The sequence below is a fragment of the Streptomyces sp. DF42 genome, assembly GCF_058267695.1.
Map to the genome: position 1 here is coordinate 7,462,071 of NZ_CM177859.1, position 20,507 is coordinate 7,482,577.

Below are 20,507 nucleotides of genomic sequence, written 5' to 3' on the forward strand. Positions count from 1 at the left end.
CGGGCCGGTCCAGGGCTGGTGCCGCCTCAGCCAAGGTTCGCCCCGTCGCGACGCCCGGCACGCGCCCCCGCCCTCGAACCGGCTCCGCCCGGCACACGCGGGGACCCCCTTCGCCGCACCGGCCGAAAGCCCAAGTACGTCCAGTACGAGGACTCCCGGCCCGCACGCCGAGAGCATGCACCGGACGCCGCCCCTTTACGGGCAGACCTTGACTGACGCGGCACTAGTCCGCGTCCACCCGCTCCAGCAGCACCACCGGCAGTGGTTCGAAAAGGTCCTCCACGCGCGCGTGCCCCGTGAACTCCCGCTCCGGAGACAGCACATCGGACCAGCGCCCGGGCGGCAGCGGAAGGCGCGTGTCCCGCCAGCCGCCCGCCTCCGCCAGCCGCAGCGACAGCCGTGTCACCGCCGTGACGACCTCCCCGGACCGTACGAACGCCGCACAGTGGGCGGCCGCCGGTCCCTCGGGGGTCAGCGGCGCGTACGTCGCCGCGTCCCCGAAGGCGCCGGGCCGCCGCGCGCGAAGCCGGAGCGCCGCCGCGGTCACCGCGTCCTTGTCGCCGGGGTCCTCGGGCGGGAACCGCACCGGCCGCCGGTTGTCCGGGTCCACCAGCGCCAGGTACTCGCCCTCGGTGCCCTGGTAGACGTCCGGCACCCCCGGCATCGTCAGGTGGACCAGGGCGGTGCCCAGCACGTTCGCCCGGATGTGCGCCTCCAGCGCACTCCTCATGGCGACCATGTGCTCGCCCGGCGCCCCGCACGGACCCGCCGCGACGAACGCCGCCACCGCCTTCTCGTAGGCGGGCTCCTGCTCCGTCCAGCTCGTGAACAGACCCGCCTCGCGGACATGCTTCAACAGGGCCTGCTGCACGCGTTCCTCGGCTCCGGCACCGAGACCGAACACCGTCTGCCAGGCCGCCCACGCCAGCTGTGCGTCCGGCACGCCCTCTCCCGCGCGCGTCACTTCCGCCAGTACGTCCGCCCAGCGCTGCGGGCACTCGGTGAGCACGGCCAGCGCCGCCCGTACGTCGGCGCTGCGCTTGGTGTCGTGCGTCGACACCACGGTCCCGGTCGCCGGCCAGTCGCGCTGCACGCGCGCGCAGTAGGCGTGAAAGTCCTCCGGCGACACCGCCGGGCTCCCCGGGTTGCCGCCCACCTCGGTCGCCGACAGCAGCGGCACATGACGGTAGAACGCCGTGTCCTCCACGGACTTGGCGCGCAGGGCCGACGCGGTCTGCGCGAACCGGGCGCGGAACTCCTCGAGGTCGGGCCCGTCACCGGCCCGCCCCAGCACCAGGTCGCGCACCACGTCCACCGCACCGGCCTCCTCCGTTACGACGAAGGCGAGCCGGGCCTCGGCCGCGGCCTCCTCGGTGACCACGGAGGCGGCGTCCGCGGAGGCGTAGGGCCGGTAGACGTCCAGGCGGACCAGCAGCTCCTGCAGCGCCGTGCGCAGTGCCCAGGGAGCACGGTCGCGCAGCGCGGGGTCCGGCGAGGCGGCGCACAGTCTGCTCGCCACCCGGGTCAGCCGGTCGACCTCGGTGGCCAGCTCGTGCGTGAGCACCTTGTACGCTGCCCGCCGTACCGTCGCCGCCCAGTCGCCGCCCCGGTCGGTCTGCGGGGCCGCGAACCTCCGGTACTGGCCGAGGAGTTCACCGAATCCCGCCGGATCGGTGAAGAGCCCGTCGATGTGCCGCAGGGCGTCGTAGCCGGTGGTGCCCGCGACGGGCCACGAGGCCGGCAGGGGCTCGCCGTCCGACAGGATCTTCTCCACGACCGTCCAGCGGCCGCCCGTCGCCTCGTGCAGCCGCCTCAGGTACGCGTCCGGGTCGGCGAGCCCGTCGGGATGGTCGACGCGCAGCCCGTCGACCACGCCCTCGTGCAGCAGCCGAAGCACCGTCGCGTGTGTCGCCTCGAACACCTCCGGGTCCTCGACCCGCACCCCGATCAGCTCCGAGATGCTGAAGAAACGCCGGTAGTTGAGCTCCGTGCGGGCCAGCCGCCACCACACCGGGCGGTACCACTGCGCGTCAAGGAGCTGCGGCAGCGGCAGCTCCCTGGTGCCCTCGCGCAACGGGAACACATGGTCGTAGTAGCGCAGCACGTCACCGTCGACGCTGAGCTCGTCGATCACCGAGCCGAGCGGGCCCCCGAGCACCGGCAGCAGCACCTGGCCGCCCTGCGCCTCCCAGTCGACGTCGAACCAGCGTGCGTACGGCGACTTCGGGCCCTCCCGCAGCACCTCCCACAGGGCGTGGTTGTGGCGCGGCGCCATCGCCATGTGGTTCGGCACGATGTCCACCACCAGGCCCAGACCGTGCTCCCGCGCGGTGTGCGCCAGCGCGCGCAGTTCCTCCTCGCCGCCCAGTTCCTCGCGTACGCGCGCGTGGTCCACGACGTCGTAGCCGTGCAGGGAGCCGGGCACGGCCTCCAGCACCGGCGACAGATGCAGATGCGAGACGCCGAGCGAGGCAAGGTACGGCACGGCCGCGGCCGCGGCTGCGAACGGGAACGCGGGCTGCAGCTGCAGCCGGTAGGTGGCCGTGGGCACCACGGGGTCGACTCGCTCAGGTGTCATGCAAACCTACGTACCCGTCCTGCCGCCCTTCGTGACATCGACCCCTCCACGAGTGCACGCGCGCGTGGCAGGCGTCGAGCGATGGGGATCAGCGGCCGCCCGGGGCATGGGGCGCACGGACGAGGACGTCATCGCACCGACCGGGCCGCTGCCGGCGACCGCCACGATCCGGTTCGGGACTGTGCCGCCCGTCGCCCGCACCAGCGTCTCGCCGACGGCCGCGGGGGCTCACCGGCGGGGTGCCCGCCCTCGGACAGGTGAGCTGCGGCCCGCCGACCGGCACGGCCGGCGGACGGTCGTGCTCCTCTTCTCCCTCGCCGACGGCATCGCGATCGCCGCGCTGGTCGCCGGCGCGCTCGCCGAACTGCCCACCGCGCCGCTCGCGCTCCTGGGGCCGTCGGCAGGCGCGACCGTACCGCTGATCGGCCCCTTGGGCCGTGCCCGTCCGGTGGCGCCGGCCCGCCGGCCAGGAGCCCCCGAGCCCACGGTCGGCGCGGCCATCTCCTTCGACAGCCCCCTCGGCGAGATCTCCTTCGCCCTGGGACCGGCGCTGGTCGGCCCGGCCACCCACTCGCCTCCGGGATCGCGGCGACGGCGTGCCCGGCCTCGTACCCCGGGCCCACCGAAACGGCCCTCCACGCGCGCGTGCCCGATCGGCGGCCCGTCACAGCGGCGTGGACCGGCGCCGGGCAGGCACTACGTCGGCCGCTGCAGCACCGTCAGGCTACGGTCCACCAGGGTCAGCCGGTCACCGGCGCGTACCTTCGGGCCCGTGTCCGGCTGTGCTCCGTCCGTGCGGGCGGTGTCGACGACGACCTGCCACTGGCGGCCGTGGTTGACCGGCACCACGAAGTCCAGCGTCTCGGGCGAGGCGTTGAACATCAGCAGGAACGAGTCGTCGCCGATCCGCTCGCCGCGCGTGCCCGGCTCGGAGATCGCGTTCCCGTTCAGGAACACCGTCAGGGCAGAGGCCGGTGCCGTGTCCCAGTCACGCTGGGTCATCTCCTTGCCCTCCGGGGTGAACCAGGCGATGTCCGACAGCTCGTCGTGGGTGCCCTCCACGGGGCGCCCGTGGAAGAAGCGGCGCCTGCGGAAGACCGGATGGTCCTTGCGCAGCCACACCATCGCGCGCGCGAACTCCAGCAGCTCGCTGCCGGCCGCGTCCTTCTCCGCGTCGGAGGCCGGCCACTTCACCCAGGCCAGCTCGTTGTCCTGGCAGTAGGCGTTGTTGTTGCCGTTCTGGGTGCGGGCGAACTCGTCGCCGTGGCTGATCATCGGCACGCCCTGGGACAGCATCAGCGTGGCGATGAAGTTCCGCATCTGGCGTGCCCGCAGCCCCAGCACCTCGGGATCGTCGGTCTCGCCCTCCGCCCCGCAGTTCCAGGACCGGTTGTGGCTCTCGCCGTCCCGGTTGTCCTCGCCGTTGGCGCGGTTGCGCTTGTTGTTGTAGGCAACCAGGTCGTGCAGGGTGAAACCGTCGTGGCAGGTCACGAAGTTGATCGAGGCCAGCGGGCGGCGGCCGTCGTCCTGGTAGAGGTCCGACGAGCCCGTCAGCCGGGACGCGAACTCGGCGAGCGCGCGCTGCTCACCCCGCCACATGTCCCGCACGGTGTCGCGGTACTTGCCGTTCCACTCGGTCCACAGCGGCGGGAAATTGCCCACCTGGTAGCCGCCCTCGCCGACGTCCCACGGCTCGGCGATCAGCTTCACCTGGGAGACCACCGGGTCCTGCTGCACCAGGTCGAAGAACGACGACAGCCGGTCCACCTCGTGGAACTGCCTGGCCAGCGTGGCCGCCAGGTCGAAGCGGAAACCGTCGACATGCATCTCGGTGACCCAGTAGCGCAGCGAGTCCATGATCAGCTGCAGGACGTGCGGGGACCGCATCAGCAGGGAGTTCCCGGTGCCCGTGGTGTCCATGTAGTAGCGAGGGTCGTCGGTGAGCCGGTAGTACTGCGGGTTGTCGATGCCCTTGAAGGAGAGCGTCGGGCCCAGGTGGTTGCCCTCGGCCGTGTGGTTGTAGACCACGTCCAGGATGACCTCGATACCGGCCTCGTGCAGCGCCTTGATCGCCGACTTGAACTCCAGGACCTGCTGGCCGCGGTCGCCCCAGGACGCGTACGCGTTGTGCGGGGCGAAGAAACCGATCGTGTTGTAGCCCCAGTAGTTGTTCAGGCCCATGTCGACCAGCCGGTGGTCGTTCACGAACTGGTGGACCGGCATCAGCTCCAGCGTGGTCACGCCCAGCTCCACCAGATGCTCGATGATCACCGGGTGCGCCAGCGCCGCGTAGGTGCCGCGCAGCTCCTCCGGCAGCCCCGGGTGCTGCATGGTGAGGCCTTTCACATGGGCCTCGTAGATCACCGTCTCGTGGTAGCCGCGCCGGGGCCGCCGGTCGTCGCCCCAGTCGAAGTAGGGGTTGACCACGACCGATGTCATCGTGTGCGGGGCCGAGTCCAGGTCGTTGCGCTCGTCGGGCGCGTCGAAGTGGTAGCCGTACACCTCCTCGCCCCAGCGGATGGAACCGCTGATCGCGCGCGCGTAGGGGTCGAGCAGCAGCTTCGCCGAGTTGCAGCGCATGCCACGCTCGGGGGCGTACGGGCCGTGCACGCGGAAGCCGTAACGCTGTCCCGGCATGATGCCGGGCACGTACGCGTGCCGCACGAAAGCGTCGCTCTCGCGCAGTTCCACCGCCGTCTCCGAGCCGTCGTCGTGCAGCAGACACAGCTCTACTCGGTCCGCGGTCTCCGAGAAGACCGCGAAATTGGTGCCGGCGCCGTCGTACGTGGCACCGAGCGGATACGCCTCGCCAGGCCAGACCTGCATGGACACGACTCTTTCAGGTGGGGCGCGCCGTCGGAGGCGCCTTCGCGTCGAGTGTCCCCGAAAGTGATGGAACCACCTATGACTTACGTCCCTCTTACCGATCGACCAGGCATACGCGGTATGCCGAACCAGTGGGGCAGACACGTACTCCCGGATGAAGGGGGAGTGGGGGGAAATGTGCGCAAGATAGTGCACCGCCATCTGGGCAAGGTGGTGGCCGGAGCGGCCATCGCGGTGGCCGGGACCGCCGTGATGGTCGGCATCACCCTGCCGGGGACGGCGGGGGCCGACGAGTCGGGGGGCGGCAGCGCAGGCACTCGGGCGGCGCAGGAAGCGGGACAGGGGCAGGACGGCGCGGTCCCGGCAGGTGTGGTCGAGCAGGCGCCCGCCGAGGGCGACAAGGGCAAGGGCAACGACCCGCTCACCGCCGACGAGACCAAGCGGGCCGAGCAGATCGCCGCCAGCCGTCAGCTGCTCAACTCCGCCGAGAACGTCGAGGGCGAGCGCGGGCCGCAGCGGCTCACGGTCGACATCGCCGACCCGGAGAACGACGAGGTGGACGACCCGAGCGCGCCCCGTCGCGCCGACGTGACGTTCTACGACTACAAGAACGACACCCTCGTCACCAAGACGGTCAACCTGGACACCGGAAAGGTCGAGGAGAGCGGCACGCAGCACGGCGTCCAGCCGCCGCTGAGCCGCGCCGAGAACGCCGAGGCCGCCAAGCTCCTGATCGCCGACCCGCTCGGCGCCGGACTCAAGGCGGACTACAAGGACGCCACCGGCAAGGAGCTCACCACGCCGGACCAGCTGCTGCTCAACGGCGCCGTGTACCGGGCCACGCCGGGCGCCCAGCCCGCCGTCCTGGACAAGTGCGGTGAGCACCGGTGCGTGCGGCTGTTTCCGAAGGTCGTCAACGGGCCGTGGATCGATGCCAGGTCGCTGATCGTCGACCTCAGTGCGGGCAAGGTCGCCAAGCTCGCCCGACGCTGAGCCCGCCTCCGCTCACTTTTCCCACCTGCTCCTCCTGTAAGGGAGTCACTTCTTCATGCGCGTGATCAGAATGAGCCGTGCCCGCACCCGGACGGCCGTCGGCCTGTCCGTGGCCGCGCTGGCCGCCGGCGCGGTCACCGGTGCCGGGCCGGCCGCCGCCCAGCCGAAGGCCGCCGCAGCCCCCGCCGCCGACTGCAGCGCCGCCTACAAGATCGAGCAGAAGCTGTCCAGCGGCACGACCTGGCGGATGTGCTGGCGCTACGACAGCAAGGCCGGACTCGTCCTCGACAACGTGTCCTACCAGCCCAAGGGCGAGACCACGCCGATCAAGGTGCTCAACAGTGCCCGGCTCGCCCAGATCGACGTGCCCTACGACGACGGCAGCGTCGAGTACGACGACCTCACCGGCTTCGGCTTCGCCCAGGGCCTGATGAACCTGGCGCCCGGCGAGTGCCCCGGCGGCACCATCAAGACCGTCAAGGTGCCGGACTCCTGGGACCCGTCGCAGGCCGACGTCAAGGGCCTGTGCACCACCACCCGCGCCCGCGGCCACGCCTACCGCATGCAGGGCGACAGCGCGAACAAGGTCTACCAGCAGCAGGGCAAGGACCTGCTCGTCTACACGGTCAACCAGGTCGGCTGGTACGAGTACATGACCGAGTGGCGTTTCCAGGACGACGGCACGATCAACATGAACGTCGGCGCCACCGGCAGCCTCTCCTTCGAGGACTACGACGCGGGCGACGGCCGCGGCTGGCCCATCGGCAAGGGCGCCACCGCCTCCGCCACCAGCCACACCCACAACGTCTTCTGGCGGCTGGACTTCGGCCTCGACGGCTCCTCCAAGACGAAGGTCGAGCAGTACGACTCGAAGGTCAGCGCGCCGGCCCGCGGCCAGGAGGCCCCGTCCGCCAAGACCACCCGCACCAAGGTCGCCAAGGAACTCGGCGGCGACTACAAGGCCTACCGCTGGTGGCGGATGGTCAGCGCGACCGGCAAGAACAAGGACGGGCACGCGCGCTCGTACGAGATCGTCCCCGGCACCACCACCAAGTACCCGGGCCGCAGCTTCACCAGGCACGACCTGTACTTCACCGAGTACAACAAGTGCGAGCAGTTCGCCACCAACAACACCGGCAACTGCCCTGCCGCGGCGGGCAAATCCGTCGACAAGTGGGTGAACGGCCAGACACTCACCCACCCGATCGTCTGGATGAACGTGGGCTTCCACCACATAGCGCGGGACGAGGACCAGCAGCCCATGCCGATCCACTGGCAGGGCTTCTCCATCGCCCCGAGGGACGTCACCGCTATGAATCCGCTCACTCCCGACGCCCTCGCGTCCCAGAACGGCCACTGGGAGCCGCGTAGTTGAGAAACGACACTGTCCATCCGGCTGCACCGTCGACCGCTCCCGGAGTACCCTTCCTTGATCGTTGACACGGGGTAGTGCTCGGGGGAGCGGAAGGCGGTGCGCGGGTGGGGTCGGGAGGGCTGGAGTTGCCCCCTGGTGACGAGGGTCACGAGGGGGACTCCGCAGACGTCCCGCCCGGCACGGTGTCCCTGGCCAGGCCCATGGCGACGAGTTCCATCGGGCCGGAGCTGGACTGGGACACCGACGCCTGGCGCGAGGTGCGTACGCGCGCTCAGCGAGCCGGCCGGGCCTACATCTGGCTGAACCTCGTCGAACAGCGGCTGCGCGCGGTCGTGGCCGCCGTTCTGCGGCCCGTCTACGAACCCGTCCACGGCGACGACTGGGTGGTCGCCGCAGCCGGGCCGGCCGGCCAGGAATGGGTGCAGCGCGCGGTCGCGGTACGCGAAGTCAGCCGCCGCAAGGGCTACTTGCTCGACCCGGCCGACGACAACGTCCTCAGCTTCCTCACCCTGCCGCAGCTGCGCGAGCTGATGGTGCAGCACTGGCCGTGCTTCGAGCCGTACATCGACGACCGCCGCGACGTCGAACTCGCCCTGGACGAGCTCGAGGTCACCCGCAACGTCGTCTCCCGCAACCGCGCCCTGTCCGAGGCGGTCCTGAACCAGGCCGAGCGGGCCTCGGCGAAGCTGCTGGACATCCTCGGCGCGGCCGGGGACGTGCCGTCGGCACGCCGGCTGCCCGTGGACGCGGTGGAGGACCTGGTCGGCGACCGGTACGCGGACGTGGTCGCCGTGCATCCCGACCGGGTGCGGCTGTTGCGCCAGTTCCCGGCCGAGGACATGTTCGGCGGCGCCCGCCGCCTCGACGCCGTCGGCATCGGCCTCAACCTGCTCGTGCAGAACTTCTCCGGGCGACGGCTGCTGCGCCTCGCCGAGGCCGGCTGCCGGGTCCGGCTCCTGTTCCTCAACCCGGCCTCCAGCGCCGTCAAGCGGCGCGAGCGCGAACTCGGCATGAAGCGCGGGGAGTTGAGCCGGGCCGTCGAGATGAACATCCTGCACATGCGCCGGGTGCGGTCCCGGCTGCGCGACCCGGGTGCCTTCGAGATCCAGGTCTACGACGAGACCCCGCGCTGCACGGCCTACCTCGTCGACGGCGACGGCTCGGACGGCATCGCCGTCGTGCAGTCCTATCTGCGGCGTTCGCGCGGCATGGAGGCGCCGGTGCTGGTGCTGCGCAACGGCAACCGAGTGGTCAAATCGGACGATGTGGATGACAGCGGGCTCTTCCCGACCTATCGCGAGGAGTTCGAAACGACTTGGGTGGATTCGCGGCCCGTGTCCTGAACCGCCCGTGGCCGCAAGCGGAATGCGGTCCTCGGATTGTCAGTGGCACATGGGAAGGTGGAGACCACTGGGGGAAAGCACCACCAAGAAGGGGGGCAGCCCATGGGCTGGCACCAGGAGCTGCTGATCGGCTTCGACCTGGAGACGACCGGGACCGATCCGCGCGAGGCGCGCATCGTCACGGGGGCCGTGATCGAGGTCAGGGGCGGGCAGCCCCTGGGGCGCCGTGAGTGGCTGGCGGATCCGGGCGTGGAGATCCCGGCCGACGCGGTCGCGGTCCACGGGATCAGTAACGAGCGGGCGGCGGCGGACGGCCGCCCCGCCGACCAGGTGGCGGACGCCATCGCGGACGTCCTGGCCGGCTACTGGAAGACGGGCGTCCCGGTGGTCGCCTACAACGCCGCCTTCGACCTGAGCCTGCTCTCCGCGGAACTGCGCAGGCACGGCCTGCCGTCCCTCCGCGAGCGGCTGGGCGGCCTCGACCCCGCCCCGGTCATCGACCCGTACACCATCGACCGCTGGGTCGACCGCTACCGCCGCGGCAAGCGCAACCTCGAAGCGGTCTGCACGGAGTACGGCGTACCGCTCGACGCCGCGCACAACGCCTCGGCCGACGCCCTCGCCGCGGCCTGTCTGGCCGGCGCGATAGCCGCCCGCCACCCCAAGATCGCAGCCCTCGGTCCGGCGGAACTGCACCGCCGCCAGATTGCGTGGTATGCCGAGTGGGCGGCGGACTTCCAGAGCTTCCTGCGCGGCAAGGGGGACGCGACAGCGGTGGTCGACGGCACCTGGCCCCTGCGGGAGCCGGCGGACGAGACGGTCTGAACCCCCTCTCCACGAGGTTCGTTCAGAACGGATACCAGCGCACCGACTCGTCCCCGTCCCGCAGTGACGCCACCCGGCGTTCGAACTCGACCAGGGCCTTGGGGTTGGTCGGTGCGTGCTGGGAGACCCAGGCGCAGCTGGCCGTCTCGCGGGCGCCGCGCAGCACCGAGCAGCCCTCCCACTCGCGCACGTCCCAGCCGTAGGACTCGGTGAAGGAGTCGTAGGCGTCGGCCGGCAGGCCGTAGCGGTCGCGGGAGAGGGCCATGACGACCAGGTCATGCTCACGCAGGTCGGCGGAGAAGGTCTCCAGATCGACCAGGACCGGACCGTCCGGGCCGACGTGCACATTGCGGGGCAGCGCGTCCCCGTGGATGGGGCCGGGCGGAAGATGCGGGGTGAGCGCGGCGGCGGCCGAAGCGAAGCCGTCCCGCCGGTCCCGCAGATACGCCGCGTCCGCGGGGTCGATCGCGTCGCCCGCGAGGCGCAGCCAGCGTTCCACACCGCCCAGCAGCTCACGGGGCGGCACATCGAAGGAGGGTGACGGCAGAGCGTGGACCACCCGCAGCAGTTCGGCCAAATCCCGCGGTTCCGCGGCCCGTACGGCATCGGGCAGCCGGTGCCACACGGTCACGGGGTGCCCCTCGACCAGCAGCGGCTTCGGCTCGGCCGCCCGCACCGCCGGCACGCCCGCCTCGGCGAGCCACTCGGCGATGTCCAGTTCCCGGCGCGCCCGGCCGAGGAGTTCGGCGTCGCGGCCCACCTTGACCACCAGGTCACCGGCGGCGAACACCGCGTTCTCACCCAGCGCGAGGAGCCGCGCGTCGCGTGCCGGGACGGGCAGCACTCCCGCCGCGGCCAGTGCGTCCCGCGCCGTCGCCTCGTCCATCGTCCGCCTCCCCTGTCGTCGTACGGCTGCCGTGTCGTCGTACGCCTGCTGTGTCGTCCCAGGTCTGTCGCGGACGGCGTCGGAATCGCGCCATCCGTGGGTCAGTCTCGCATCCGCACAGGTCCGGCCCTGTGTGCGGTGCCTTGACGGCGTACAGCGCCTTCACGAGCATGACGGGGCCCACCCGAGCAGCGCGAAGGGGCTGAGTCCGTGACACTGGTGACTGCGCAGGGGCGGGCGGTGCGACGCACCCCGAGCAGCGGAGGACGTCGGCCCGCCGACGGGCACGGCGCCTGGTTCCTCGTCCTTCCCGCCCTGATCCCCATCCTCGTACTGAGCGTCGGCCCCCTGCTCTACGGCATCCTGCTGGCCTTCACCGACTCCCAGTCCGGCCGGACCCGGCCCACGCAGTGGGTCGGCGGCCTCAACTTCCAGGACCTGCTGCACGACACGCTGTTCTGGGAGTCGTTCCGGATCGGGCTGGTGTGGGCGGTCGGTGTGACCGTCCCGCAGTTCCTGCTGGCACTTGGTCTCGCGCTGCTGCTCAACGAGGACCTGCGGCTGAGAGGGCCGGCCCGCGCCCTCGCGATTGTCCCGTGGGCGATGCCCGAAATCGTCGTGGGCATCATGTGGCGGCTGGTCTACAACCCGGATGCGGGCGTTCTCAACGAAACCCTGCACGACCTCGGCCTCGGCGACGGCCGCGACTGGCTCAGCGGTCTCGGGACCGCCCTGCCCGCGGTGATCGTCGTCGGCGTCTGGGCGGGCATGCCGCAGACCACGGTCGCGCTGCTCGCCGGACTGCAGAACACCCCGCGCGAACTCCACGAGGCGGCCGCCGTCGACGGGGCGGGTGCCTGGCGCCGCTTCCGCACGGTCACCTGGCCCGCCCTCAGGCCGGTCGCCCTCGCCATCACCGCGCTCAACCTGATCTGGAACCTCAACTCCTTCGCCCTGGTCTATGTACTGACCAGTGGCGGCCCCGGCGGCCGCACCCGCCTGCCCATGCTGTTCGCCTACGAAGAGGCCTTCCGCTACGGGCAGTTCGGGTACGCGGTGGCGATGGGATGTGTGATGGTCGCGGTCATCTCGGTGCTGCTCGCCCTCTTCCTCGTGGGCCGGCTCAGGGGAGGTGACGAGGGATGAGGGCCCGGACCGGCATCCGCACCGGCCTGAGGGCCGGCCAGTACGCGGCCCTGCTCGCGTATCTCGTCTTCCTCGCCTTCCCTCTCCTCTGGCTGCTCTCCACCGCCTTCAAGTCGCCCCGCGAACTGGGCGCTCTGCACCCCACCTGGATCCCCCGGCACCCCACCCTCGGCAACTTCCGCCAGGCCTTCGACGAGCAGCCCCTGCTGCACGCCGCGCTCAACTCCCTGCTCGCCGCGGTCGGGGCGGCAGCCATCGCGGTGGCGATCGCGACCCCGCTCGCCTATGTCATGGCCCGCCGGCGCTCCGCGCTCACCCGGGCCGCCACCGGCTGGGTGGTGGTCAGCCAGGCGTTCCCGCTGGTCCTGGTGATCATCCCGCTGTTCCTCGTACTGAAGAACCTGCGGCTGATCAACTCGCTGGCGGGTCTGACGCTGGTGTACGTGGTGTGGGCACTGCCCTTCGCGCTGTGGATGCTGGCCGGATACGTCCGCGCGGTGCCGACCGAGATCGAGGAGGCGGCCGCCGTCGACGGGGCCGGGCGGCTGCGGACACTGGTGTCGGTGGTGGCGCCGCTGCTCGCGCCGGGGATCGCGGCGACGGGACTGTTCGCCTTCGTCACCGCGTGGAACGAGTTCTTCTTCGCACTCGTCCTGCTGAAGACCCCCGAGAAACAGACCCTTCCGGTGGTGCTCACCCACTTCATCGGCGCGGAGGGCGTCGCCGACCTCGGCCCGCTCGCGGCGGCCGCGTTCCTCGCGACGCTGCCCTCCCTCGTCGTGTTCGCCCTCATCCAGCGGCGGATCACGGGCGGCATGCTCACCGGGGCGGTGAAGAACTGATGCGCGGCAGAATGACCGGCCTCCTCGCCCTCGTGCTGGCCCTGTTGGCGGGATGCACGGGCGACGGCAGCGACACCGCGGACGGCCGGGTCACCCTCCGCTTCCAGTCACTGGCCTGGCAGCAGGAGTCGGTCGAGGCCAACAAGGAGCTGGTGAAGGAGTGGAACGCGAGCCATCCGGACGTCAGGGTCGCGTACGTCCAGGGGAGTTGGGACAGCGTCCACGACCAGCTCCTCACCTCCTTCGAGGGCGGTGAGGCACCCGACATCATCCACGACGCCTCCGACGACCTCGCGGACTTCGCCTACGGCGGCTACCTCGCCGACCTGCGAGGACTACTGTCCACCCGACTCAAGTCCGACATTCCGCAACGGAGTTGGGAGACGGGGACCTTCGGGGACGGAGTCTACGGCGTGCCCTTCCTTCAGGAGCCGCGGGTGATCGTCGCCAACAGGAAATGGCTGAAGGGGTCAGGCGTACGGATCCCCGCTCCCGAACACCCCTGGAGCTGGGCGGAGTTCAGGAGCGTCACCCGGCAGCTCAGCGGCAAGGGGAAGTACGGCGTGGCCTGGCCGCTCAAGGAGCCCGTCTCCGCCACGCTCAACCTCTCGCTGTCGGCGGGCGGCGAGCTGTTCCACCGGGGCGCCGACGGCAGGGTGACCATCCGCTTCGAAGCGGCCGACCGGGTGGTGCCCCGCACGATCCACGACCAGGCGGACACCGATCACAGTGCCTCGCCCACCACTCTGGGCAGCGGCGGCTCGGACACCCTGCCCGGCTTCTTCGGCGGCAGGTATGCGATGGTCCCGCTCGGCTTCTCCTACCGCCAGCAGATCGTGCAGCAGGCACCCAAGGGCTTCGACTGGCAGGTGCTGCCCGCCCCGGCCGGCGCCGACGGGCTCACCCAGGGTGTCAGCCCGCAGACCCTGTCCATCGCCGAGGACAGCCCGCACAAGAAGGAGGCCGCCGAGTTCGTCGACTTCCTGCTGCGGCCGAGGAACATGGTGCGGCTGGCGCTGGGCGACTGGATGCTGCCGACCGGCACCCAGGCCCTCAAGGACCCTGCCCTGTACACGGCCAAGGACGGCTGGGCCACCGGTACCGCCCTCGCCGGCCATCTCCGCTCGGCACCCGCGCAGTCCGTGCGCGGCTACCCCGAGTGGAAGGACAAGGTGGCGACCCCCGCCCTCCAGGAGTACTACAGCGGGGCCATCCGCCTGGGCGAACTGCGCAGACGCCTCGTGAAGGACGGCAACCTGGTGCTGGCGCGGTACCAGCGGTGAACCGCCGCCCTCGTCCCGGCCTCGTCGCGCACGAGGCGCCGGCCGGACGAGTCGGAAGGTGGCACAAAATACAAGTTGTACGAGACGGTTCGTCTCGCCTACCGTCGATCACATGACGAGCCGAGCCCCCAAGACCCGCCCCGCCCACATCGCCATGTTCTCCGTGGCCGCCCACGGCCATGTGAACCCCAGTCTGGAGGTGGTCCGCGAGCTCGTCGCCCGCGGGCACCGGGTCACGTACGCGATCCCGCCGGTCTTCGCGGAGAAGGTCGCCGAGACCGGTGCCGAGCCGAAGCTCTGGAACTCCACCCTGCCGGGGCCGGGCGCCGACCCGGCGGCCTGGGGCAGTGAGCTGCTCGACCACGTCGAGCTCTTCCTCGGCGACGCCATCCAGGCCCTGCCCCAGCTGAGCCGGGCGTACGAGGGCGACGTGCCGGATCTCGTCCTGCACGACATCACGGCGTACCCCGGCCGTGTCCTCGCCCACCGCTGGGGCGTGCCCGCGATCTCACTGTCGCCGAACCTCGTCGCCTGGGAGGGCTACGAGGAGGAGGTCGCCGAGCCCATGTGGGCCGAGCCGAAGAGCACCGAGCGCGGTCAGGCGTACTACTCCCGCTTCCGGGCCTGGCTGGAGGAGAACGGGATCACCCTGCACCCCGATTCCTTCATGGGCCGGCCCGACCGTTCGCTCGTCCTGATCCCCAGGGCGTTGCAGCCCAACGCCGACCGGGTCGACGAGAGCGTGTACACCTTCGTCGGCGCCTGCCAGGGCGACCGGTCGGTGGAGGGGGAGTGGCGGCGGCCGGAGGGTGCGGCGAAGGTGGTGCTGGTGTCGCTCGGGTCGACCTTCACCAACCAGCCGGGCTTCTACCGGGAGTGCGTGCGGGCCCTCGGCGATCTCCCGGGCTGGCATCTCGTGCTGCAGATCGGCGGGCAGCGGGACCCCGCCGAGCTCGGTGACGTACCGGCGAACGTCGAAGTGCGTTCCTGGGTACCGCAGTTGGCGATCCTCAAGGAGGCCGACCTGTTCGTCACGCACGCCGGGGCGGGCGGCAGCCAGGAGGGGCTGGCGACCTCGACGCCGATGATCGCCGTACCACAGGCCGTCGACCAGTTCGGCAACGCGGACATGCTGCAGGCACTCGGAGTGGCCCGCCACGTCCCCACGGCGGAGGCGGACGCCGAGACCCTGCGTGCCGCCGCCCTCGCCCTGGTCGACGACCCCGAAGTGACCCTCCGGCTCAAGGAGATCCGGGCCGAGATGGCCCAGGAGGGCGGCACCTGCAGGGCGGTCGACCTGATCGAGGCCGAACTGCCCGCGCGGTGAGGGCGAGTGAGAGCGACTGAGGACGACTGAGGACGAGTGAGGACGAGTGAGGGCCCGTTGACTCCCCCGGAGACCAACGGGCCCTCAGCCTTGAGGAGGGATCAGACCCTCACGCGCTCACCCTCGTCCGGCACCGAGGGCGCGACGGCCTCCGGCGACTCGTCGTGCGTCAGGTCCGGCAGCCGGTGCAGCCACTTCGGCAGGTACCAGTTGCGCTCGCCCAGCAGCGCCATGACCGCCGGGAGCAGCACGCCCCGGATGATCGTCGCGTCGATGAGCACCGCGGCCGCCAGGCCCACACCCATCTGCTTCATGGACTGCATGGACAGCGTGCCGAAGATCGCGAACACGGCGACCATGATGACCGCGGCGCTGGTGACGACACCGGCCGTGGTGACCACGCCGTGCTGGATCGCGTCCCTCGTCGTACGGCCGCGCAGCCGCGCCTCACGGATCCGCGAGACCACGAACACGTGGTAGTCCATCGACAGTCCGAACAGGATCACGAACAGGAACAGCGGCAGCCAGGTGATGATCGCGCCGACGCCCTCCGCGCCCACCAGCGAGGCGCCCCAGCCGTGCTGGAAGACGGCGACGAGGATGCCGTAGGCGGCGCCCACCGACAGCAGGTTGAGCACGATCGAGGTGATCGCGACCGTCAGCGAGCGGAACGACAGCAGCATCAGCAGGAAGGCGAAGAGCACCACGAACGCGAAGACCGGCACGACAGCACCGCCGAGCTGTGCGTTGAAGTCGTGCGAGCCGGCGACCTGACCGGTGATCGGTGCCTGGACGCCGTCGACCTTGCCGAGCGTCGCGGGCCGTACGTCGTCGCGCAGTTTCTCCAGGCTGGCGCCCGCCTTGTCCAGGTCGGAGCCGCCGACCAGGGGGACGTACACGTAGGCGATGTTCTGGGCGTCGTGCAGTTTGATCTCGACCGGACCACGCGAGGCGCCCGAACTGATCGCCCGCTCCTTGAAGTCGGCGAGGGCGCTCTTCACCTCGGGGGCGTTGATGTCCTTGGCCTTGACGACCACCTCGGCCGGCTCGGAACCGCCCGGGAAGGCGTCGTTGACGCGGTTGTACGTCTGCACGATCGGCAGCCGGTCGCCGAACTCCTGGTCCAGCGTGAGGTTCTGGGTCTTCATGCCGACCGCGGGAGCCGCGATCGCCAGCAGCACACCCGCCGCGACAACGACCGAGACGAGGGGCTTGGCGAGCACGCCGCGCAGGACCGCGGTCCAGAACCGGCTCTCCCCGCCCGTGCGGGCGGCCCGGCGCTCCATGGCCTTGCGCAGGAACGGGATCCGCCCCTTCTCGACCCGCTCGCCCAGCAGCGACAGCAGGGCGGGCAGCACCGTCACCGACCCGACCATGGCGACCGCGACGACCATCAGCGAGGCCAGGCCCATCCCCTCGAACGTGGCGAGACCGGTGAACAGCATGCCCGCCATCGCCACGCACACCGTGATACCCGAGACGATGATCGCGCGGCCACTGGTCGCGGCGGCGACCTTGAGAGCCGTCTGCGCGTCGCGACCGGCCGCCCGCTCCTCGCGCTCACGGCGCAGATAGAACAGGCAGTAGTCGACGCCGACGGCCAGACCGACCAGCAGCATCACGGAGTTGGCGGTGTCGGTCATCGGCTGGATGTGGCTGACGATGCCCATCAGGCCCATCGTCGCCATGATCGCGGTGAGCGCCAGCGCCACCGGCAGCAGCGCGGCCACGAGCGCCCCGAAGGCGATGAGCAGAATGCCGAGGGCCACCGGTACCGCGGAGAGTTCGGCCTGCTGGAAGTCGTCCCCGAACGCGTCGTCGACCGTCTTCTGCATGCTGGCGCCGCCGATCTCCTCGATCCGCAGCGTCGTGTGACTCTTCTGCACCCCCTCGACGGCCTTCTGCACGGGCTCCACACGGTCGCCCGCGGTCTCGGCGTCGCCGCGCATGTCGAACTGCACCAGCGCGCTGCGCCCGTCCTTGGAGATCGTCTGCGCGGTGTACGGCGAACGCACGTCCGTGACCTTGCCGGTCCCGTCGACGGCCTTGACGACCGCGCCGACGGCGGCCTTGAACTCGGCGTCCGTGGCCTTCAGCCCGCCGCCCTTCGCCTGGATCAGGACCGACTCACTGGCCGGCTCGTTGATCCCGGCGTCGTCGACGATCTTTGCGGCGGTGCGTGTCTCGCCCTTGAGCTGGTCGCTGTCCTTGAGCTCGACGCGGCCGGCGGCCGAACCGAGCCCCATCGCCAGGACGACGAACAACACCCAGATACCGACGGCAGCCCATCGGTGCCGGGCGCTCCAGCCGCCGGCCCGGGCGGCTATGCCCCGCACCCGCGAATCTCCGTTCCCCATGATGGGCTTGCCCCCTTGAGCACGGTGACAGCCCCCTGCCGCCACCTTTCCTTTCGAAGGTATGGCCGGCATAAGCCCATCTCGTCGTGCTGTCCGGTGAGGTGCCGCGGCCCGGACTCATCCCCTCGGACTCGGACGTCTCACCGCTGGGGAGGACTAAGGCCCCTTACATCTATTCGGGCTACTCGAAGGTAGTGATCAGGGTGGCGGTCCGGTGTCCGGTCCGTCGGCATCGCTCCTCTTTGTCATTACGAAACCTTGATGAACATGTCACAGGTACGTGAAGCTGTTGCTCCGGGCCCCGTCGTTGGGCGAGAGTTTCGCGCAGTCCGCCCCGCGCGGACGGCGGCCCTCGTGCCCACCCCCACGGGGCACGACGGCCGCCTTATGGTGTGCCGCCTTATGGTGTGCGGATGACGACGACGTATGCGGCGCTGCTGCGCGGGATCAACGTGGGCGGCAGGAAAAAGCTCCCGATGGCCGAGCTGCGACAGCTGATGGAAGGCCTCGGCCACGACGGCGTGCGCACCCACCTGCAGAGCGGCCAGGCCGTCTTCGCCACCGGCCACGGCGACGAGGAGTCCCTGGCCGCGGAGCTCGCGCAGGCGATCGAGAAGCACTTCGGCTTCCCCGTCGACGTGATCGTCCGCGACCACGCCTACCTGAAGGCGGTGGCGGACGCCTGCCCCTTCCCGGCCGCCGGGCTGGAGGCCAAGCAGCTCCACGTCACCTACTTCTCCGCGCCCGTCGACGCGCAGCGCTTCGCGGAGATCGACCGGGAGGCCTACCTCCCCGAGGAGTTCCGGCTCGGCGACCGGGAGCTGTACCTCTACGCCCCCGAGGGCCTCGGCCGCTCCAAGCTCGCCGAGCACCTCGCGAAGCCCCGTATCAACAAGGGCGTGATCGCGACCACCCGCAACTGGAACACCGTCGTGAAGCTGGTCGAGCTCACCCGCGAGTGACCCTGCGACAGGGCCCTTCATGGCAGGTACACACGACTGTGCGAGGCTCCTCCCATGCGCTACATCATCATGGGAGCAGGTGCCGTCGGCGGTGTGATCGGCGGCCGTCTGGCAGGGGCGGGGCAGGAGGTCGTGCTGGTCGCGCGAGGCGCACATCACGCGGCGCTGCGGGCGGACGGGCTGCGGCTGCGGGTGCCGGACGGCGAGTACACATACCGGCTCCCGGCCGTCGAAGGACCGGACGAGCTGGGCGAGTTGAGGGCCGATGACGTGCTCGTCCTCGCCGTGAAGACACAGGACACCGTCAGCGCGCTGCAGACCTGGGGCGTGGCGCCGGTCGAGGGTGGCGGCACCGCGGCCGAGCGGTTGCCCCTGTTCTGCGCGCAGAACGGCGTGGAGGGCCAGCGGCTCGCTCTGCGTGTCTTCCGGCATGTGTACGGCGTCTGCGTCTGGCTGCCGGCGACGTTCCTCGAACCGGGCGTCGTCTCCGCGGGCGGTGCCCCGCTCAGCGGCATCCTGCACCTGGGGCGGTATCCGCACGGTACCGACGGGACCGCGCGGTCGGTCGCCGCCGACCTGGAGAAGACGAGGTTCTTCGAGGCGCCGGTCGTGCCGGACGTGTTGCGCTGGCAGTACGCCAAGCTGCTGACCAATCTGACCAACACCGTCCAGGCGCTGGCGGGGGAGGACGAGGGCCAGGAGAGCCGGGTCTCCCTGCGCGCGCGGGTACGGGCCGAGGGCGAGGCCGTGCTCGACGCCGCCGGGATCCCGTACGCGAGCATCGAGGAGCAGCAGGCGCTGCGCGGCCACAAGGTCGACCTGGTCCCTCTGGAGGGTGCCCCGCGCGGCGGCGGCTCCACCTGGCAGTCCCTGAGCCGGGGCACGGGCACCGTCGAGGCCGACTACCTCAACGGTGAGATCGCCCTGCTGGGCCGGTTGCACGGCGCTCCGACCCCGCTCAGTGACCTGCTCCAGAAGCTCGCCAACACCTTCGCGCGCGAACGCCGCGCGGCGGGGTCGATGCCGATCGAGGAACTGGTCCGCCGGGCCGACGAGGCTGTCGCGTTTGTTCAAGAGTCCTGAGCCGCCGCTCCCTAGCGTGGGGTGCATGACGTACGACGACCCCAAGCACCTGCACACGTACATGACCGAGTGTGCCGCCGAGGCGGCGCGTGTCGCTCGCGGCGTCCCGGCGGACCGGCTCGGCGACGCCACCCACTGCCCCGACTGGGACGTCCGCGCCCTGGTCAACCACTGGGTGCTCTACACCTCCCACGGCCTGGAGCACCGCGCCCTGCGCAAGCAGCTCCCCGACGAGCTGACCTCCCACGACTTCACCGCCGATCCCGACTGGCCCGCCGCCTACGCCGCCCAGCTGGACCGCGCCGTGGCGGCCTGGTCCGACCCGGTGGTGTGGGAGGGCGAGGTCGACCTCGGCATGGCGAAGATGCCCGCCGCCGAGATCGCCTCGATGGTCATCAAGGAGATGGCGGTGCACGGCTGGGACGTCGCCACCGCCACCGGCCAGCGGTTCCGCGTCTCCGACGAAACGGCCCGCTTCCTCCTCGACGTGGTGGAGAAGCACGGCGACCTCTACCGCCAGTACGACGGCTTCGCCGACCAGGTGCCCGTGCCGGACCACGCGTCCCTCTTCGACCGCGCACTGGCTTCGAGCGGACGGGACCCGAAGCTCGCACCGGCCTGATGTGCCCGATGTGCCTGATTGGGCCATAGAAACACTTCCCGATTGGTTCAGGAAACTGA

The 20,507-nt window shown here is 70.8% G+C and carries 14 protein-coding genes and 1 pseudogene; 11 read left to right on the top strand and 4 right to left on the bottom strand.

Features of this window, described 5'->3' with window-relative positions; translation table 11 throughout:
- Positions 1–223: 223 nt before the first annotated feature.
- Positions 224–2,578, bottom strand: coding sequence for a malto-oligosyltrehalose synthase (gene treY, locus ACYUED_RS34240; RefSeq protein ID WP_491288465.1), 2,355 nt, complete (start codon positions 2,576–2,578; stop codon positions 224–226).
- A 696-nt stretch (positions 2,579–3,274) separates the two neighbouring features.
- The gene (gene glgX, locus ACYUED_RS34245) at positions 3,275–5,404 is read right to left on the bottom strand and encodes a glycogen debranching protein GlgX (protein WP_491288466.1); all 2,130 of its coding nucleotides are present in this window, start codon (positions 5,402–5,404) and stop codon (positions 3,275–3,277) included.
- 177 nt (positions 5,405–5,581) lie between these two features.
- Between glgX and ACYUED_RS34250 the strand changes: the two genes are divergently transcribed.
- The 4 genes from ACYUED_RS34250 to ACYUED_RS34265 all read left to right on the top strand — a co-directional run bounded on the left by ACYUED_RS34250 (position 5,582) and on the right by ACYUED_RS34265 (position 9,940).
- The gene (locus ACYUED_RS34250; RefSeq protein ID WP_491288467.1) at positions 5,582–6,397 is read left to right on the top strand and encodes a Tat pathway signal sequence domain protein; all 816 of its coding nucleotides are present in this window, start codon (positions 5,582–5,584) and stop codon (positions 6,395–6,397) included.
- A gap of 55 nt (positions 6,398–6,452) precedes the next feature.
- Positions 6,453–7,772, top strand: a complete 1,320-nt coding sequence (locus ACYUED_RS34255; protein ID WP_491288468.1) for a copper amine oxidase — start codon at positions 6,453–6,455, stop codon at positions 7,770–7,772.
- A gap of 74 nt (positions 7,773–7,846) precedes the next feature.
- The gene (locus ACYUED_RS34260) at positions 7,847–9,115 is read left to right on the top strand and encodes a DUF5919 domain-containing protein (protein WP_491288469.1); all 1,269 of its coding nucleotides are present in this window, start codon (positions 7,847–7,849) and stop codon (positions 9,113–9,115) included.
- Positions 9,116–9,217: 102 nt separating this feature from the next.
- Complete coding sequence (locus tag ACYUED_RS34265; protein WP_491288470.1) at positions 9,218–9,940, top strand: 3'-5' exonuclease; 723 nt, start codon at positions 9,218–9,220, stop codon at positions 9,938–9,940.
- 22 nt (positions 9,941–9,962) lie between these two features.
- Here ACYUED_RS34265 and ACYUED_RS34270 read toward each other — a convergent pair whose 3' ends face one another.
- On the bottom strand, positions 9,963–10,826 hold the full coding sequence (locus ACYUED_RS34270; protein ID WP_491288471.1) for a phosphotransferase enzyme family protein: 864 nt from the start codon (positions 10,824–10,826) through the stop codon (positions 9,963–9,965).
- 210 nt (positions 10,827–11,036) lie between these two features.
- On the opposite strand from ACYUED_RS34270, the gene ACYUED_RS34275 reads away from it, so the two are divergent.
- The 4 genes and pseudogenes from ACYUED_RS34275 to mgt all read left to right on the top strand — a co-directional run bounded on the left by ACYUED_RS34275 (position 11,037) and on the right by mgt (position 15,424).
- Positions 11,037–11,972, top strand: coding sequence for a carbohydrate ABC transporter permease (locus tag ACYUED_RS34275; protein WP_491288472.1), 936 nt, complete (start codon positions 11,037–11,039; stop codon positions 11,970–11,972).
- Complete coding sequence (locus ACYUED_RS34280) at positions 11,969–12,814, top strand: carbohydrate ABC transporter permease (protein WP_491288473.1); 846 nt, start codon at positions 11,969–11,971, stop codon at positions 12,812–12,814. Before ACYUED_RS34275 ends, ACYUED_RS34280 begins: the two co-directional genes overlap by 4 nt.
- Complete coding sequence (locus ACYUED_RS34285; protein WP_491288474.1) at positions 12,814–14,097, top strand: ABC transporter substrate-binding protein; 1,284 nt, start codon at positions 12,814–12,816, stop codon at positions 14,095–14,097. The genes ACYUED_RS34280 and ACYUED_RS34285 overlap by 1 nt, the downstream gene beginning before the upstream one ends.
- A gap of 75 nt (positions 14,098–14,172) precedes the next feature.
- Positions 14,173–15,424 (top strand): annotated as a pseudogene (mgt, locus tag ACYUED_RS34290) (macrolide-inactivating glycosyltransferase).
- A 101-nt stretch (positions 15,425–15,525) separates the two neighbouring features.
- Here mgt and ACYUED_RS34295 read toward each other — a convergent pair.
- A complete protein-coding gene (locus ACYUED_RS34295) occupies positions 15,526–17,781 on the bottom strand; it encodes an MMPL family transporter (protein ID WP_491288475.1) in 2,256 nt (751 codons plus the stop codon).
- A gap of 413 nt (positions 17,782–18,194) precedes the next feature.
- On the opposite strand from ACYUED_RS34295, the gene ACYUED_RS34300 reads away from it, so the two are divergent.
- The 3 genes from ACYUED_RS34300 to ACYUED_RS34310 are packed head-to-tail and all read left to right on the top strand — an operon-like array spanning position 18,195 to position 20,448.
- Positions 18,195–18,743: a DUF1697 domain-containing protein gene (locus tag ACYUED_RS34300; protein ID WP_491288476.1), complete on the top strand. Its 549-nt coding sequence runs from the start codon at positions 18,195–18,197 to the stop codon at positions 18,741–18,743.
- A gap of 54 nt (positions 18,744–18,797) precedes the next feature.
- Complete coding sequence (locus ACYUED_RS34305; RefSeq protein WP_491288477.1) at positions 18,798–19,826, top strand: ketopantoate reductase family protein; 1,029 nt, start codon at positions 18,798–18,800, stop codon at positions 19,824–19,826.
- 25 nt (positions 19,827–19,851) lie between these two features.
- On the top strand, positions 19,852–20,448 hold the full coding sequence (locus ACYUED_RS34310; protein ID WP_491288478.1) for a TIGR03086 family metal-binding protein: 597 nt from the start codon (positions 19,852–19,854) through the stop codon (positions 20,446–20,448).
- Positions 20,449–20,507: the final 59 nt, after the last annotated feature.